This is a genomic window from Citricoccus sp. CH26A, from assembly GCF_000224415.1.
GTDB lineage: Bacteria > Actinomycetota > Actinomycetes > Actinomycetales > Micrococcaceae > Citricoccus.
In genome coordinates this window covers 47,660-64,734 of the sequence record NZ_AFXQ01000006.1, presented here as the reverse complement: position 1 = coordinate 64,734, position 17,075 = coordinate 47,660, and the positions used below count along the sequence as shown (strand labels likewise).

Below are 17,075 nucleotides of genomic sequence, written 5' to 3'. Positions count from 1 at the left end.
GCACCGGCTCAGGGAGCCACCGCGCGGGGCAGGTTCTGCCGCGAGATGATGAGCTTCATGATCTGGGCCGTGCCGTCGCCGATCTGCAGGCCGAGGACGTCGCGCATTCGCTGCTCGATCGGCCGGGTCGTGAGGTAGCCGAACTGGCCGTGGGACAGCAGGCACTGGTTGATGACGTCGTACGCGGTCTTCGGCGCCCACCACTTGCACATGGCTGCTTCCTTGGTGTGCGGCAGGCCGGCGTCCTTCAGTGACAGCGTCTTCTGGCACAGCACCCGGGCCGCGGTCAGCAGCGTGTCCGCCTCGGCCAACGGGAAGGACAGTCCCTGGAACTTGCTGATGGGCTGGTCGAAGGCCATCCGCTGGCTGGCGTACTCCCACGTCTCGTCGAGGGTGACCTGGGCGGCGCCGATGACCTGGAGCCCGATGAGGGCACGGGAGAAGTCGAAGCCCTGCATGACCTCGGTGAACCCCTTGCCCTCGGCCCCGAGCAGGTTCTGTTCCGGGATCCAGGTGTCGGTGAAGGTGACGAACCCGCGGCCCACGCACTTGGTGCCCATGTCCGGGGTGCCCTGCCGCTCGACGCCGTCGCGGTCGAGCTCGACGAGGAAGGCGCTGATGCCCCGGCCCCGGCGGTTCTCCTCGGTCCGGGCGAAGACCACGGTGGCGCCGGCGTGGAGGGCGAAGGACATGGACTTGGTGCCGTTGAGCACCCAGCCGCCGTCCTGGCGCCGGGCGGTGAGGCCGGGGTTGCCGGCATCGGAGCCGCCGTCGGGCTCGGACAGGCCGATGGCCACGATGTCCTCGCCGCTGGCGATCTTCGGCACCCAGGCCTTCGCCAGCTCGGGTCCCGCGTTGCGGGCCAGGATCTGCCCGACCAGGGAGCCGACCACCTGGACGTAACCGACGTTGATGTCGCCGCGGGAGATCTGCTCGGTGATCATCCCGGAGGTCAGGGCTCGCTCACCCCGTCCGCCCAGCTCCTCCGGGAGTTCGGGGGCGATCAGCCCACGTGCGCCCATCTCCAGGCGCAGGGCCGGGTCGATGATCCGGTCCGCCTCCCGCTGTTGGTAGCCCGGCGCCAGCTCATCGGCCATTGCCGCCGCGGCATCGATGTAGCCCTGCATCGCCGTGTCGATCGTGAAGTCCATGGGTCCCTCGTCTGGTCCTGGTGGGGTGGTCGTGGTGGGGTGGTCGTGGTGGGTCTGCCGACGGTCAGTGGCTGACGACCTTGGAGGCGAAGTCGGGGGCCCGCTTCTCGGCGAAGGCGATGGCGCCCTCCATGCCCTCGGGTGACACGGCGTAGAGGTCCAGGGCGGACATCGCCATGGCGCTCAGGCCGGCCTGGTGCTCGGTGTCGGCGTTGAAGGACTGCTTGAGGAAGCGGATGGCGGTCGGGGACTTCGCCGCGATCTCGTCGGCCCAGGCCAGGGCCTCGTCCATCAGCCGGTCCGGTTCGACGACGGCGTTGACCAGGCCCCAGCGCTCGGCGGTGGCGGCGTCGTACTTGCGGCAGAGGTACCAGATCTCGCGGGCGCGCTTCTCGCCGACGATGCGGGCCAGGAAGGCCGAGCCGAAGCCCGCGTCGAAGGACCCGACGCGGGGCCCGGCCTGCCCGAACTGGGCGGTGGAGGAGGCGATGGTCAGGTCGCACAGCACGTGCAGCACGTGCCCACCGCCGATGGCGAGGCCGTTGACCGCGGCGATGACCGGCTTGGGCAGGTCGCGGATGGTCTTGTGCAGCAGGCCGATCTCGAACATGCCGGACTCGCTCGGGCCGTAGTCCCCGGTCTCGGCGCGCTGCTTGACGTCCCCGCCGGTGCAGAAGGCCTTCTGTCCGGCCCCGGTGAGGATCACGGCCTGCACGCCGCGGTCGGCCCAGGCCAGCTTGAGGGCCTTGATGAGCTCCTCGACGGTCTGGGAGCGGAAGGCGTTGTAGCGGTCCGGGCGGTTGATGGTGATGACGGCGGCGGCGTTGCGGCGCTCGTAGGTGATGTCCCCGAAGTCCGGGACGGCCGGGGCCTGGGACGAACCGGTGGTGGCGGTGGTGTTCTCAGCGGTCATGATGGTCCTTTCCGTGGTGGCCCTGCCGCGTCTCCGGGCAGGTCCAGGGGTGGGTGGTCGGGGCGACCCGTGCTCAGGCGGGCGCGCCCAGCAGGTCGGCGTACGTGTCTCGGTGGTCGGGGTGCACGGCCGTGGCGAGCATGAGGGCCGACTGGCTCGCCACGAACTCCTCGAACGTCATCCTCGGTGCGAAGTACCAGTGCTTCAGGGACCACGAGTGGGCGATGAGGAGCAGGTCATAGGAGAGGATCCGGGTGTCGACCGGCATCAGCAGGCCGCGGTCCAGGGCCTCCTGGATGGCGTCGGTCAAAGGCTGGGCCGTCCTGACCTCGAGGTCCTTGATGAGCCGGCGCCCCTCCTCGTCCAGGGTGTGGGACTCGCGGTACGTCAGCAGCACGGCCTCGCGGTTGTCGTCGACCACCCTGCAGTAGGCCGAGAAGGCCGCGACCATGCGCCGCACCGGGTCCGCCTCCGGCGCCACGGCCGCGGGGATGAGCCGTGCCATGTCGTCCAGGACGCCGAGGATCACGCCCTGGACGAGTTCCTGCTTGTTGGCGAAGTAGCGGTAGATCAGGCCCACGGAGACGCCCGCCTCGTCGGCCACCGCCTGCATGGAGACGCCGTGCGAACCGCTGCGCTCCATGAGCCGCGCCGCCGCCTCGAGCAGTTGGCGGGTCCGGGCGTCCGAGCGGGCCTGGCGCGCGGCCTCGGCCGGTACAGCCAGTTCTTCCGCGCCCTTCAGCACCATGGACCTGCCCCTTCAGTTTGTGTGAATATTGGTTCAGCAAGAATGAATGCTCGTTCATTCGTGACTGTACTCACACATCGACGGCGGGGTCAAGGGTGCAAGGGGCGTTAAACGACGAGGACCCCGGATCCAGTGGATCCGGGGTCCCGCGGGGCCTAGAGGGCCTGGGTCAGATGCTGTATTCCGGTGCCGCCCACACGACGACCTCGGGATGCTCGTAGAAGCGGTATCCCTGGCCGCGCACAGTGCGCACGGTCCCGGACAACCGGCCCAGCTTGGAGCGCAGCCGACGGATGTGGACGTCGATGGTGCGCTCGTTCGGCACGTCCTCGGCGTTCTTCCACAGCGATTCCAGCAGCTCGTCGCGCCCCACCGTGCGGCCGCCGTTCTCCACGAGGTAGTTCAGCAGCTCGAACTCCTTGTAGGTGAGGTTCAGTCCCTCGCCGTCCAGCATCACCTCGCGGCGGGCCAGGTCGATCAGGACTCCGGGCTGACGAGTGGAGACGGGTGCGGGCGCCTGCAGCAGGTCCGGCCGGGCGCCCTGCTGGATGGTGGGATCACCCAGCACCTGGCGGACGACCTCCAGGTCGGCCCCGGGGGCGCCAGCCGGGGCGATGGCCACGGCCGCCGCGGACTGCGAGCCCGGGACCAGGGACTCCACGTAGTGGCGCAGCTCGTTGGCCAGCCGCGTCAGGGAGGTCCCGGCCGCCGAGGCCGCGGACTCGTCCATCCCCACGTAGATCACGAAGCCCCGAGCCTCGGTCTCGGTGGCCACGGCCTGGGGGCCGGGAGTGCCGTTGGGGGCCAGCACCGGCGTCGGAGCGGTCTGGGGCTCGGCGTCCCGCGCGACCGCGCCGGAGTCGCCGTGGTCCTGCACCGACTGCAGCGGACGGGTGCGGGGCATCCCATAGGTCCCGCCGTGCTCGCGGTAACTGCGGACCCGGGCCGCGCGGCGCTGGGCGTTGCGGACCGAGATGTGGACGTATCCCTGGGGGCTGGTGGTCATGTCGATGAATCCTTGCGTCGATCTCCTCGTCGGCGCGGAGCCAGCAGGTCGGACCGGATCACGGTCGTCCCCGCCCGCCGCGCACCGGCCAGGAGCCGGCCTGGTCGCACCGCCGACGCCATCGCCGGGCGGACTGGGCCTCAGGGAGGCCGACCAGGTCGCGGAACTTCATGTGACAACCCTGAAGCGTCACAATCTGTTCTCGCAAGTAACAATGGTCACGTCGTCTCACATCGTGAGACGCATGTACCTTTTTGTGACGAAGGTCACGTCATTTGAGGGGTCTGAAGCACTCCTCCGGGTATTCCGGGGTAAGTTACCGCCTCTTTGCCCCGGCGTCCCCGTTTGTTACCGAGCCCGTTGCCGGGGCGACGCCTTCTATTCGGCGACGCCGTAGAGACGGTCACCGGCGTCCCCGAGCCCGGGGACGATGTAGGACTGTTCGTTCAGGCGCTCGTCGACGGCCGCCAGGTAGATGTCCACGTCGACGTCGGCCAGCTCGCCCTCCAGGCGCGCGATGCCCTCGGGCGCGCCCAGGAGGCAGATGCAGGTCACCCGGCGGGCCTTGCGGGCGTACATGAACCGCACCGCCTCGGCCAGCGTCCCGCCCGTGGCCAGCATGGGGTCCAGGATGAACACGTGCCGGCCCGTCAGGTCGGCCGGCAGGCGCTCGGCGTAGGTGACGATGTCCAGGGTCTCCTCGTTCCGGGCCATCCCCAGGAAGCCGACCTCCGCCGTCGGCGCCATCCGGACCATGCCCTCGAGCATCCCGAGGCCGGCGCGCAGGATCGGCACCACCAGCGGCGTGGGCCGCGCCAGCCGGACCCCGGTGGTGGTGGCGACGGGGGTCTCGATCCGGACGGGCTCCACCGCGACGTCCCGCGTGGCCTCGTAGGCCAGCAGCATGACCAGTTCCTCGGTCAGCTGCCGGAAGATCATGGACGGGGTGTCCCGCTTCCTGAGGACCGTGAGCTTGTGGGCTACCAGCGGGTGTTCGACGAGCTGTACGCGCATGGTGCCAACCCTACAGAAGGAGGGGCCACGCCCCCTCCGGATAGGCTCAGTCTCCATGGATCCCGAGCACGATTCCTGGATGGCGCTGGCCCTGGACGAGGCCCGCCGTGCCACGGACACCGGTGACGTGCCGATCGGCGCGGTGGTCCTGGGCCCGGACCGGACCGTGCTCGGCACCGGTCGCAACGAACGGGAGGCGAGCGGGGACCCCACCGCCCACGCCGAGGTGCTGGCCCTGCGGGCCGCGGCCGCCGCGCGTCGGGCCTCCGGGCACGGCGACGGGTGGCGGTTGGAGGACTGCACCCTCGTGGTCACCCTGGAGCCCTGCGCCATGTGCGCCGGGGCGATCGTCCTGGCCCGCGTCCCCCGACTGGTCTTCGGCGCGTGGGACCCCAAGGCCGGGGCGTGCGGGTCCGTGTTCGACGTCGTCCGCGAGCCGCGGCTGAACCACTGGGTCGAGGTGTTTCCCGGCATCCGCGAGCAGGAATGCGCGGAGGTGCTGACGGGGTTCTTCCGCGCGCACCGGGGCTGAGGGCCGCGGACCGGAAGCGGCCCGCCGGACCCCCAGGACCGGCGCTCCCGGCGCGTTGACCGGTGACTGGCGCCGGGGAAGAATTCACGGCAAGGCCGGCCCGTCCGGGACCGGCACCGAACCGGAAGCTGGTCCGTCATGGCTGGACCCCGACTCTCTCCCGAGGCGTTACGCACCCTGTCCTCAGCGGTGCGCGGCACGGTGATCGGACCCGAGGACGCGTTGTACGACGACGCGCGGAGCGTGTGGAACGCGATGATCGACCGCCACCCCGCGGTGGTGGTCCGCGCCGGTGACGTGGCCGACGTCGCCCCCTGCCTGGAATTCGCCGGACGCCACGGGCTGCCCGTCGCGCTGCGCGGCGGCGGCCACAGCGTGGCCGGTTACGGAACCGTGGACGACGGTCTGGTGCTGGACCTCGGGGGCTGCCGCGACGTCACGGTCGAGGTGGACACGGGCACGGTGACCGTGGCGCCGGGCGCGACGCTGGCGGACCTGGACCGGGCCACCACCGCCCACGGGCTGGCCGTGCCGATCGGGGTGGTCTCGGCCACCGGGGTCGCCGGGCTCACCCTGGGCGGCGGTTTCGGCTGGCTGACCCGGAAACACGGGCTGACGGTGGACAACCTGCTGGCCGCGGACGTCGTGACGGCCGACGGGCGCACCGTGCACGCCAGCGCGGAGGAGAACCCGGACCTGCTCTGGGGGTTGACGGGCGGCGGCGGGAACTTCGGGGTCGTCACCTCCTTCACCTTCGCGGCGCATCCCCTGCCGCCCACGGTCCTGGGCGGCAACCTCATCTACTTCCGGCCCCGGTGGGAGGGGGCGCTCAGGGCCTTCGCCGACTGGACCCGGGACCTGCCGGACGAGATGACGGCCATCATCACGGCGCTGACTCCCCCGCCGGACTGGGACCTCGGCGCCGATCCGGTGCTGGTCATCGGCTTCGCCTGGGCCGGCGCGGAGCACGGCGACGGGCTGGACCACGCGGACGAGCTCGCCGGGATGGCCCCGCCGGACGCCGAGGAGGTCGGCCCCACGGCCTGGCCGGAGTGGCAGTCCGCGATGGACGGCCTGTTCCCGAAGGGTGTCCGCGCGTACTGGAAGAACTCGGGGGTGCTCCGGCTGGACGACGAGGTCATCGCGGTGCTGTGCGCGCGGGCGGAACAGCAGACCTGGCAGGGCACGGCCTTCGACCTGCACCACATGGGCGGGGCGTTCCGGCGCGTGGACCCCCGGGCGACCGCGTTCCCGGACCGGAGCCCGGAGTACTGGCTGAACGTCTACGGCTTCTGGGGGTCGGCGGCCGACGACGAGCGCAACATCGCCTTCGTGCGCGGCCTGGCCCGGGACGTGGAGCCGTTCTCCGGTGGCGCACAGTACGTGAACTTCATGGCCCGGGAGCCCGAGGGCCCCTCCTCCGGAGCGGACGAGGGGGACCTCTGGCGCCGGGCGGCATCCCTCTACGGCGAGGAGAAACTGGAGCGCCTGGCCGCCCTGAAGGGGTGGTACGACCCGCAGAACGTCTTCCGGCTCAACCACAACATCCCGCCCCTGCGAATGGGGGCCTGAACAGGATTCGGCGGTCCACCGCCTCCTCCGGTAAGATGGACCGGTCTGGTGACGTGTCCGAGCGGCCGAAGGTGCAACACTCGAAATGTTGTGTAGGTTCACCCCTACCGTGGGTTCAAATCCCACCGTCACCGCCGACTGACAGGCCCTCGCCCCGCAATGACCGCGGCGGCGGGGGCCTGTTGTCTATCGGCGGCAGTCACAGACCACTGACGCCGGACCTTCTGGAGAGGCAGGACGATGAGCACTACGAGCACCCGCGCGACCCTTCCGACCGACGCCGAGGTCGTGCAGTGGCGGCGAGACTTCCCGCTGCTGGCCACCGAGGTCAACGGCCATCCCGTGGCCTACCTCGACTCCGGCGCCACCTCGCAGAAGCCGGCCGCCGTCTTGGACGCCGAGCGCGGCTACTACGAGCAGCTCAACGCGGCGGTCCACCGCGGCGCGCACACCCTGGCCGCGGAGGCCACGGTGCTCTTCGAGGATGCCCGCGCCGCCGTGGCCGGTTTCGTGGGGGCCGCCGAGGACGAGGTGGTCTGGACCTCCAACGCGACCGAGGCCCTGAACCTGGTGGCCTACGCCTTCTCCAACGCCAGCGTGGGCCGCGGCGGCCAGGCGGCCGAGCGCTTCCGCCTGGGGCCCGGGGACGAGGTCGTGGTCACCGAGCAGGAGCACCACGCCAACCTGATCCCCTGGCAGGAACTGGCCGCCCGGACCGGTGCGACGCTGAGGTACATCCCCGTGACCGACGACGGCGCCCTGGACCTGGAGGCGGCCGGGACCGTCATCACCGACCGCACCCGGCTGGTGGCGTTCACCCACGTCTCGAACGTGCTGGGCGTGGTGAACCCGGTGCAGCAGCTGGTGGCCCGCGCTCGCGAGGTCGGTGCCCTCGTAGTGCTCGACGCGTGCCAGTCCGTTCCCCACCTGCCGGTGGACTTCCCCGCGCTCGACGTGGACTTCGCCGCCTTCTCCGGCCACAAGATGCTCGCGCCCACCGGGATCGGCGCCCTCTACGGCCGCCGGGAACTGCTCGCGGCCATGCCGCCGTTCCTCACCGGCGGGTCGATGATCACCACCGTCACCATGGAGGCCGCCGAGTACCTGCCCCCGCCGCAGCGCTTCGAGGCCGGCACCCAGAAGGTGTCCCAGGCGATCGCGTGGGCGGCCGCGGTGGACTACCTGCAGCAGATCGGCATGGACCGGATCGCCGCCCACGAGGCCGTGCTCGGCCGGCGGTTGCTCGCCGGCCTCCGGGAGATCCCGGGGATCCGGGTGCTCGGCGGGGACATCGAGGGTGAGCGGGTCGGCCTGGCGAGCTTCGACGTCACCGGGGTGCACGCCCACGACGTCGGCCAGTTCCTGGACGATCGCGGGATCGCGGTGCGCGTGGGCCACCACTGCGCCCAGCCGCTGCACCGCCGTTTCGGGGTGACCGCCTCGACACGGGCCAGCACGTACCTCTACACGACCGAGGACGAGGTCACCCGCTTCCTCGAGGGCGTGGCCGGCGTCGGCGAGTTCTTCGGGGTGCGCGCATGAGCGCCGCCGACCTGCAGGGCCTCTACCAGGAACTCATCCTGGACCACGCCAAGACCCCCTCCGGCACCGGGTTGATGGAGTCCGCCGACGGGCAGTCACACCAGCTCAACCCCACCTGCGGGGACGAGATCACGCTGCAGGTGCACCTCGGCGAGGGGGACGCCGTCGCCCACCTCCGCTGGGAGGGTCACGGGTGCGCGATCTCCCAGGCCTCGGCGTCGCTGCTGTCCGAGCTCGCCGAGGGCCTGTCCACCGCGGAACTGACCGAACGGATCGACGCCTTCCGCACGGCCATGCAGTCGCGGGGGAAGATCCAGCCCTCCGAGGAGCTGTTCGGCGATGCTGTGGCCCTGGGCGGGGTCTCCCGCTACGTGGCCCGGGTCAAGTGCGCGATGCTCGCCTGGGTGGCCGCCGAGGACGCGCTCGCCCAGGCGACCGCGGGCCGCTGACCCCGTCTCGGCCATGCACCCCCGGCACCCCGATCGACGTCCGCAGCCTCGCCGGCGGCCGCTCCTGACGTCGCCGGCCGCGGTCGTGCTCGCGGCACTGGCTGCACTCCTGGGCCTGACCGGTTGCACCAGCCCGGGCGGCGGCACGGGTGGGGGTGAATCCGGCCAGGCCGAGACGACCGGGACGTGGACCACCGAGACCATCGCCGGGATGAGCGTGGACCTCTATGTCCCCGAGACCACCCCGGCCCACCCGGACGGCAGGGCCCTGATGGTCACCCTGCACGGTTGCGTGCAGAAGGCCGCGGACCTGAGGAATGGCGGGAACTGGGCGGCCACGGCGGATGAGTACGGCATGGTGGTGGCCGTCCCGGCCGCCCCGGATGGCGGAGTACTCCTCGGGTGCTGGGACTACTACGGCGTCAACCACTCGCGCACCTCCCCCGCCCGGCACGACGACAACCTGCTGGGACTGGCCTCCGCCCTGACCTCCCGCCCCGGGCTGGGGGTGGACGCGGACCAGGTGTACCTCACCGGGCTGAGCGCGGGCGGCGCGCAGGCCATGGTCATGGGCTGCCTGGCCCCGGACGTCTTCGCGGGCATCGGCATCGGCGCCGGGCCCACCGTGGGCACCACCGCGGGGCAGCTCTCCTGGGTGGCCACGTCCACGGCCCGGGGCACCTCCACCTGCCGGTCCTTCGCGGGTCCGGCGGAGGCCTCCTTCGACACCCAGCTGGCCTCCATCGTCTACGACGGCCACGACTCCGCGCTGGCGCCCGGTTACAACACCCTCAACGCCGAGATCATGGCCGGGCTGTACGGCGCGTCCTCGACGTCGTCGTTCCCGCTGGCCGGCCTGGACGGGGCCAACACCGCCGGGACGGGCACCCTGTACTCGGACGCGGACGGCCCGCGGGTGTCCCTGGTCCAGAACACCGGGCTCGGACACAACTGGCCCGCGGGCGGCGGTCCGGGCGGCACCTACATCTCCACCGACAGCGTCGACTACCCGGCGTACGTGACGGAGTTCTTCTTCGAGAACAACCGCCGCACCGGGCCGCTGCCACCTGGGTAGCCGACCCCCACGCAGGAACCGGAACCCACCGCCGGCCCGGAGCAGTGTGTCACCGCGGCCGATGCGGGCCACCGGTCTGCCGGTCCAGGAAGTCGGTGATGACATCCCAGGTCAGCTGCTGGCCCGGCGGCGGGGCCGGGTCCAGGTGGGCGGACTCCACCTCGGTGTCCAGCACGGAACCGGACGCGGCGAAGCGGAAGTCGTGGCCGACGTCGGCCACCTCGTAGTAGGCGGTGGGCACCCCGGCGGCGTCGAGGGCCGCGAACAGCAGTGAGCTCTGCTGGTACGGCACCACCCAGTCGTCGGTCCCGTGCGCGATGAGGGTGGGAGGGTCCCCGGCGTCGATGTACGCCAGGGGGCTCGCGGCGATGGCCAGGTCCGGGTGACGGAGCGTCGAGGCCCCGATGAGCCGGGACTCGAAGGCCTGCAGGTCGTCGTGGCAGTGGGTGACCCCGTAGGACTCGTTGAACCGGTCACAGGCCCCGGGCAGCATCTGCGAGGTGATGGAGAGGAAATCGGTGGGGGCGAAGAAGTTCACCACCGCGTGCACCCGCGAGGACACCCCCGTCACTCCCAGTTCCCCCTCCAGCGCCGGCTCGCCCGACGTCACGCCGAGCATGGTGGCGATCCAGCCGCCGGAGGAGTTGCCGGCGGCCACGACCCGGTCCGGGTCCAGTCCGAACTCCTCGGCATGGGCGCGGATGAAGCGCACGGCCGCCTTGGCGTCGTGCACCTGGGCCGGGAAGACCGCCTGCTCGGAGCTGCGCACCGAGAACAGCGCCACCGCGTAACCGCGCCGCGCCAGCTGTTCCGCCACCGGTTCGCCGCCCAGGTTGCCGCGGTCCGACGTCCAGCCCGAGCCCTGGCTCCACAACACCACGGGGTACGGACCCCTGCCCCGGGCGGGCACGAAGAGGTCCAGGGTGCCCGCGTTGCCGGGCAGGACCGCGTACTCGAGCCCCAGCATCGCCTCGGCGCCCCGGGGCAGGACCCGGGACGACGGCGGCCCGGCCTGGGCGAACAGGGCCGGCACGGCCACGGCGATGACCACCGCCAGGGCGATGACCGCCATGAGGACCCCGCTGGGGGTCCAGCTGGGGGTCCAGCGCCGCGGGGACCGACGGCGACGGGAGGGTGACCCGGGGTCCGCCGGCGTCGAGGATCCGGGCGAGCCGGCGGGTGGCCCGAGGGCGTCGGCGGGAACGTCCATGCTGGAGCCTTTCGCGGACCGGGCCGGCCCATCCGGCGATGCCTCCACATTAACCGGAGGAATCGCCCCGGTCAGGGCACGGTTCCGTCACGGGCGCACCGCAGGAGGAGATGTCAGGATGGACCCATGAGCGTGAGGATCCTGACCGTTGGCAAGAAGCACGAGTCCTGGGTGTCCGAGGGCATCGACCGCTACTCCAAACGCCTGAAGAAGCCCTTCGACCTCTCCTGGCAGCTGCTTCCGCACTCGTCCCGCGAGGGCGACGCCGCGCGTGCCGAGGAGTCCGCACGGATCCTGGCGAAGGTCGACGGCCGGGACCACCTGATGCTGCTCGACGAGCGGGGCAGGGGCTTCGACTCCCCCGGCCTGGCACGCCACCTCCAAGGCCGGTTCGACCTCGGCCAGCAGGTCACGCTGGTGATCGGCGGTGCCTACGGCGTGGACGCCTCGGTGCACGAGCGGGCGGACACGGTGTGGTCCCTCTCGAAGCTGGTCTTCCCGCACCAACTGGTCCGGCTCATCCTCGCCGAGCAGCTCTACCGGGCCCAGGAGATCACCGGGGGCCGGCCCTACCACCACGTCTGAGCACCGAGCGGCCGTCCCGGCCCCCGTTCCGGTGTCCGCGCCGGGGCGTACGCTGATGCCGATGACAGTTCTCCCGGATGCGCAGGCGGTCCTGGACCGCTTCACGCCCGCCACCCGCGAGTGGTTCGCGGGAGCCTTCGCGGCGCCCACGGACGCCCAGCTCGGCGCCTGGGACGCGATCTCCAGCGGCCAGCACGCCCTCGTGGTCGCCCCGACCGGTTCCGGCAAGACCCTCTCGGCCTTCCTCTGGGCCCTCGACGGGTTCCTGCGGCCTGCCGGGGACACCTCGCCGCCCTCCGGCCCGGCACAGGACCCCCTGCCGGGTGACCTGCCCGTTCCGGCCCCGGGGAAGCGACCGAAGAACCTCACCCGGGTGCTGTACGTCTCCCCGCTCAAGGCCCTCGGCGTGGACGTGGAGCGGAACCTGCGGGCGCCGCTGATCGGCATCACCCAGACCGCCCGGCGACTGGGCGAGGAACCCCGTGACGTCAGCGTCGGCGTGCGCTCCGGTGACACCCCGGCCCGCGAGCGCCGTCAGCTGGTCAGCAATCCCCCGGACATCCTCATCACCACCCCGGAGTCGCTCTACCTGATGCTGACCTCCCAGGCCCGGTCCACGCTGGCCGGGGTGGAGACCGTCATCGTGGACGAGGTCCACGCGGTGGCCGGGACCAAGCGGGGCGCGCACCTGGCCGTGTCCCTCGAGCGCCTCGACGCCCTGCTCCCCGCCCCGGCCCAGCGGATCGGGCTGTCCGCCACCGTGGAGCCGAAGGAGGAGGTCGCCCGGTTCCTCGGCGGCATCCAGCCGGTCCGGGTGGTGGCCCCGGGGTCGGCCAAGTCCTGGGACGTGCACGTCACCGTCCCGGTGCCGGACATGACCGAGCTGCCCTCGGCGGCCGGCGCCCACGACCTCGGACCCGGCTCCGGCCTGGAGGCCCAGGCCTCGATCTGGCCGCACGTGGAGGAACGGATCGTGGACCTGGTCGCACGGAACCGGTCGACCATCGTCTTCGCGAACTCCCGGCGGCTGGCCGAGCGGCTCACCGGACGGCTCAACGAGATCTGGGAGGAGCGCCGGCTCGCCGCGTCCCTGGACGCGGAGGCCGGAGCGGACGCGGCTGACGGTGGGCACGGCGGTGGGCCGGAGGAACCGGCACGCCTCGGTGAGGTCCTGGCCGGGGCGGTGCCCGGCGCCCGGGGAGACCGGCCGGCCCCGGGACACGCTCCCGCCCAGCTGATGGGCGGGTCCGGCCAGTCCGCCGGGACGGTCACCGAGGGCACCGGCACCGAGTTCGCCCGGGCCCACCACGGTTCGGTCTCCAAGGAGCAGCGCGCCCTCATCGAGGACGCGCTGAAGACCGGCCAGCTGCGCTGCGTGGTGGCCACCAGCTCGCTCGAGCTCGGCATCGACATGGGCGCCGTGGACCTCGTCATCCAGGTCGAGTCGCCGCCGTCGGTGGCCTCGGGCCTGCAGCGCGTAGGCCGGGCCGGGCACCAGGTCGGGGAGACCTCCTCCGGCTGGTTCTTCCCCAAGCACCGTGGTGACCTGGTGGACACCACGGTCGTGGTGGAGCGGATGCTGGCCGGGAGGATCGAGTCCCTCACGGTGCCGGCCAATCCGCTGGACATCCTGGCCCAGCAGACCGTGGCGGCCTGCGCCCTGGACGAACTCGACGCCGAGGCCTGGTTCGACCGCCTGCGCCGCACCGCCCCCTTCGCGACCCTGCCGCACTCGGCCTACGAGTCCGTCCTGGACCTGCTCTCGGGCCGCTATCCCTCGGACGAGTTCGCCGAGCTGCGCCCCCGCGTGGTCTGGGACCGCGAGGCCGGTACCCTGACCGGTCGCAACGGCTCCCAGTGGCTGGCGGTCACCTCCGGCGGCACGATCCCGGACCGCGGGCTGTTCGGCGTCTTCCTGGCCGGCTCCGAGGATGCGGCGGGCGCCGGTGCGGACGGCCCGACGGCGGCCGGCACCGCCCGCACCGGCGGCCGCCGCGTCGGCGAACTGGACGAGGAGATGGTCTACGAGTCCCGGGTGGGGGACGTCATCGTCCTGGGCGCCACCAGCTGGCAGATCCAGGACATCACCCACGACCGGGTGCTCGTCATCCCGGCGTTCGGCCAGCCCGGGCGGCTGCCGTTCTGGCGCGGCGACGCCGAGGGCCGCCCCGCCGAGCTGGGCGAGGCGGTCGGGGCCTTCCGCCGCGAGGTGGAGACGGCGCAGTCCGCGGCCGCGCCGTCCTCGGAACCCTTCGCCGAGGACGGGGGCGCCGGCACCGGGACCCGGGCCGCGGACCGGTTGGAGGCCGCGGGCCTGGACGAGTGGGCCCGGGACAACCTCACCGCCTACCTGACGGAGCAGCGCGAGGCGACCGGGGTGCTGCCCACCGAGAAGACCCTCGTCGTCGAGCGCTTCCACGACGAGCTGGGCGACTGGCGCGTGGTGCTGCACTCCCCCTACGGGATGCCGGTGCACGCCCCGTGGGCGCTGGCCGTGGGCGCCCGGCTGCACACCCGGTACGGGATGGACGGCTCGGCCATGGCCGCGGACGACGGGATCGTGCTGCGCGTGCCGATGATGGAGGACGAACCGCCCGGGGCCGAGCTGTTCCTGTTCACGGCCGAGGAACTGGAGGAGATCGTCACCGCGGAGGTGGGCGGATCGGCGCTGTTCGCCGCCCGGTTCCGGGAGAACGCCGCCCGCGCCCTGCTGCTGCCGCGGCGGGACCCGCGCAAACGTTCACCGTTGTGGCAACAGCGCCAGCGGGCGGCCCAGCTGCTGGAGGTCGCCCGGAAGTACCCGCAGTTCCCCATCATCCTGGAGACCGTCCGGGAGTGCCTCCAGGACGTCTACGACCTGCCGGCCCTGAAGCGGCTGGCCGGGCGGATCGAGGACAAGTCCCTGCGCCTGGTGGAGACCACCACGCAGTCCCCCTCCCCGTTCGCCCAGTCCCTGCTGTTCGGCTACGTGGCCCAGTTCATCTACGAGGGCGACTCCCCGCTGGCCGAGCGCCGCGCCGCCGCCCTCTCGCTGGATCCCGGGCTGCTCAACGAGCTGCTGGGCCGGGCCGAGCTGGCGGACCTGCTGGACCCGGGCGTCATCGCCACGGTCGAGGCCGACCTGCAGCGGCTCTCCCCCACCCGGCGGGTCAGGGGAACCGAGGGACTGGCGGACCTGTTGCGACTGCTGGGCCCGCTGACCGCCGCCGAGGCCGCCGCCCGCATGCAGTCACCGGAGGCCGAGGACCCCGAACCGGGTGCCGGTGCCGCGACGGAACACCAGGCCGCCACCTTGCTCGACGAGCTGGTCGCGGCGAACCGGGCGCTGCGGATCCGGCTGGGCGGGCGGGAACACTACGCCGCCATCGAGGACGCCGCCCGCCTGCGCGACGCCCTCGGCGTCGCCCTGCCCATGGGCGTCCCGCTGGCGTTCATCGAACCGGTCACCGACCCCCTCGGTGACCTGGTCTCCCGCTATGCCCGCACCCACGGCCCCTTCACCGCCACCGAGGCCGGCACCGCGCTGGGGCTCGGCGCCGCCGTCGTGCTCCAGGTCCTGCAACGGCTCGCGGCCGAGCGCCGCGTCAGCGAGGGACGCTACCGTCCCGGCGGGACGGGACAGCCAGGGCCGCTGGACACCGAGTGGTGCGAGGTCGAGGTGCTGCGCCGCATCCGGCGCCGCTCGCTGGCCGCCCTGCGGGCCGAGGTCGAGCCGGTGGAGCAGCCCGCCTACGCCCGCTTCCTCGCCGACTGGCAGCACCTGGATCCCGCCCCGGGCGGCGGCTCTCCGGCCACCCTGCGTGGCGGGGACGGTGTGGCCACCGTCCTGGACCAGCTCTCCGGCGTGCCGGTCCCGGCCAGTGCGTGGGAGTCGCACGTGCTGCCGGCCCGCGTGCGCGACTACGCCCCGTCCCAGCTCGATGAGCTACTGGCCACCGGGGAGTTCCTCTGGTCCGGCACCGCCGCGGCGGCCGGCAACGACGGCTGGATCGCGTTCCACCACGTCGACTCGGTGGACCTGAGCCTGGCCCGCGCCGAGGACTTCGAGCCGAACCCGGTGCACCGGTCGCTGCAGGAGGTGCTCGACGGCGGCGGGGCCTGGTTCTTCGGCCCGCTCGCCGGCCGCGTGCGCGAGAGCTGGAGCGGTGAGGACGACCGCCCGACGAACGCGGACGTCCTCGCGGCCCTCTGGGACCTGGTCTGGGCCGGTCGGGTCGGCAACGACACCCTGGCCCCGGTCCGCGGGCTGCTGGGCCAGGGGCGGACCGCCCACAAGTCCCGGGCGCGCACCCCCCGCGCCCGGCCCGCCCGTCCCGGACGCGGAGCCCGCCTCTCGCGGCTGCGGCGCCTCGAGGAGGTCACCGGTTCCCTCGACGCCGCCCTGTCCGGTGACGACGGGACGTTCCACGGGTCCTCCGGGACGGGTCTTCCCACCGAGCTCGGGCCCACGGGAGCCGCGCGGGCGGCGGGACGGTGGTCGTTGCTGCCGGTCCCGGCCACCGACCCCACCCTGAGGGCCCACTCGGCCGCCGAGTACCTGCTGGACCGCTACGGCGTCATCACGCGGGGCTCGGTCATGGCCGAGGAGGTGCCCGGGGGCTTCGCCACCCAGTACCGGCTCCTCACCCGGATGGAGGAGGCCGGCCAGGTCCGCCGCGGGTACTACATCGAGCACCTCGGCGCCGCCCAGTTCTCCACCGGGGCCACCGTGGACCGGTTGCGCGGCTTCGCCCGCCAGGACGTGGCCGAATCCCCCGCGGCGGGTCCGTCCACGGCGGCCGCCCCCGGCACCCCGGCCGGTGCGACGTGGTCCCCGCCGGCCCCCTCGGCCGCCGCCTCCTGGACGCCGCCCGGACGGAACCCCCGTCCTGACCCCGGTCCTCCCGCCGTCGCGCTGGCCGCCACGGATCCCGCCAACCCCTACGGCGCGGCCCTGCCGTGGCCGGAGATCCCCGCCGGCCAGGACGGGGTGCGCCCCACCGGCCAACGTCCGGGACGCAAGGCCGGAGCCGTCGTCGTGCTCGTCTCCGGCGAGCTGGTGCTGTACGTGGAGCGCGGCGGGCGCACCCTGCTGTGCTTCTCCGAGGACCCGGACGTGCTCGGGCCCACGGCCCGGGCCCTGGCGTGGGCACTGCGCACGGCGCGGGTGGAGAAGATGTCGCTGGAGAAGGTCAACGGCCTGCCGGTACCGGGCACGGCCCTGGCCGCCGCGCTGCTGGAGGCGGGCTTCTACTCCTCGCCCTCCGGCGTGAGGTTCCGGACGTGAGGCCCGCCAGGA

Annotated in this window: 13 protein-coding genes and 1 tRNA gene; 8 read left to right on the top strand and 6 right to left on the bottom strand. The window is 72.7% G+C overall.

Translation table 11 applies throughout. The features are described from left to right. Positions 1-8 precede the first annotated feature (8 nt). The 5 genes from CITRI_RS0105635 to upp all read right to left on the bottom strand — a co-directional run bounded on the left by CITRI_RS0105635 (position 9) and on the right by upp (position 4,832). Positions 9-1,151 carry an acyl-CoA dehydrogenase family protein gene (locus tag CITRI_RS0105635; protein WP_010143693.1) on the bottom strand — a complete coding sequence of 381 codons (1,143 nt, stop codon included), beginning with the start codon at positions 1,149-1,151 and terminating at the stop codon, positions 9-11. Positions 1,152-1,215: 64 nt separating this feature from the next. Beyond that, positions 1,216-2,064, bottom strand: coding sequence for an enoyl-CoA hydratase-related protein (locus CITRI_RS0105630; RefSeq protein WP_010143692.1), 849 nt, complete (start codon positions 2,062-2,064; stop codon positions 1,216-1,218). A 73-nt stretch (positions 2,065-2,137) separates the two neighbouring features. Beyond that, entirely contained in the window at positions 2,138-2,812 is a 675-nt protein-coding gene (locus CITRI_RS0105625) for a TetR/AcrR family transcriptional regulator (protein WP_010143691.1), read from the bottom strand. 169 nt (positions 2,813-2,981) lie between these two features. Continuing rightward, positions 2,982-3,818 carry a winged helix-turn-helix domain-containing protein gene (locus CITRI_RS0105620; RefSeq protein WP_010143690.1) on the bottom strand — a complete coding sequence of 279 codons (837 nt, stop codon included), beginning with the start codon at positions 3,816-3,818 and terminating at the stop codon, positions 2,982-2,984. A 378-nt stretch (positions 3,819-4,196) separates the two neighbouring features. Continuing rightward, on the bottom strand, positions 4,197-4,832 hold the full coding sequence (gene upp / locus CITRI_RS0105615; protein ID WP_029139070.1) for a uracil phosphoribosyltransferase: 636 nt from the start codon (positions 4,830-4,832) through the stop codon (positions 4,197-4,199). Between the two features lie 55 nt (positions 4,833-4,887). Here upp and tadA point away from each other — a divergent pair, with 55 nt between their 5' ends. The 6 genes from tadA to CITRI_RS16475 all read left to right on the top strand — a co-directional run bounded on the left by tadA (position 4,888) and on the right by CITRI_RS16475 (position 10,002). After that, a complete protein-coding gene (gene tadA / locus CITRI_RS0105610; protein ID WP_010143688.1) occupies positions 4,888-5,364 on the top strand; it encodes a tRNA adenosine(34) deaminase TadA in 477 nt (158 codons plus the stop codon). 138 nt (positions 5,365-5,502) lie between these two features. Then, positions 5,503-6,936, top strand: a complete 1,434-nt coding sequence (locus CITRI_RS0105605) for an FAD-binding oxidoreductase (RefSeq protein WP_040385771.1) — start codon at positions 5,503-5,505, stop codon at positions 6,934-6,936. A 47-nt stretch (positions 6,937-6,983) separates the two neighbouring features. Then, positions 6,984-7,070 (top strand) — tRNA-Ser (locus tag CITRI_RS0105600). A gap of 106 nt (positions 7,071-7,176) precedes the next feature. Next, on the top strand, positions 7,177-8,478 hold the full coding sequence (locus CITRI_RS0105595; protein WP_010143686.1) for a SufS family cysteine desulfurase: 1,302 nt from the start codon (positions 7,177-7,179) through the stop codon (positions 8,476-8,478). Next, positions 8,475-8,927 carry a Fe-S cluster assembly sulfur transfer protein SufU gene (sufU, locus tag CITRI_RS0105590; protein ID WP_010143685.1) on the top strand — a complete coding sequence of 151 codons (453 nt, stop codon included), beginning with the start codon at positions 8,475-8,477 and terminating at the stop codon, positions 8,925-8,927. The genes CITRI_RS0105595 and sufU overlap by 4 nt, the downstream gene beginning before the upstream one ends. Before the next feature lie 85 nt (positions 8,928-9,012). Then, positions 9,013-10,002 carry a PHB depolymerase family esterase gene (locus CITRI_RS16475; protein WP_010143683.1) on the top strand — a complete coding sequence of 330 codons (990 nt, stop codon included), beginning with the start codon at positions 9,013-9,015 and terminating at the stop codon, positions 10,000-10,002. Between the two features lie 49 nt (positions 10,003-10,051). Here CITRI_RS16475 and CITRI_RS16470 read toward each other — a convergent pair whose 3' ends face one another. Continuing rightward, positions 10,052-11,212 (bottom strand): alpha/beta hydrolase, encoded by a 1,161-nt coding sequence (locus CITRI_RS16470; RefSeq protein ID WP_141565967.1) that lies wholly within the window; start codon positions 11,210-11,212, stop codon positions 10,052-10,054. Between the two features lie 126 nt (positions 11,213-11,338). Here CITRI_RS16470 and rlmH point away from each other — a divergent pair, with 126 nt between their 5' ends. After that, positions 11,339-11,797, top strand: coding sequence for a 23S rRNA (pseudouridine(1915)-N(3))-methyltransferase RlmH (gene rlmH / locus CITRI_RS0105575; protein WP_010143680.1), 459 nt, complete (start codon positions 11,339-11,341; stop codon positions 11,795-11,797). 61 nt (positions 11,798-11,858) lie between these two features. Beyond that, positions 11,859-17,063, top strand: coding sequence for an ATP-dependent helicase (locus CITRI_RS0105570; protein WP_010143679.1), 5,205 nt, complete (start codon positions 11,859-11,861; stop codon positions 17,061-17,063). The last annotated feature ends 12 nt before the right edge of the window (positions 17,064-17,075 follow it).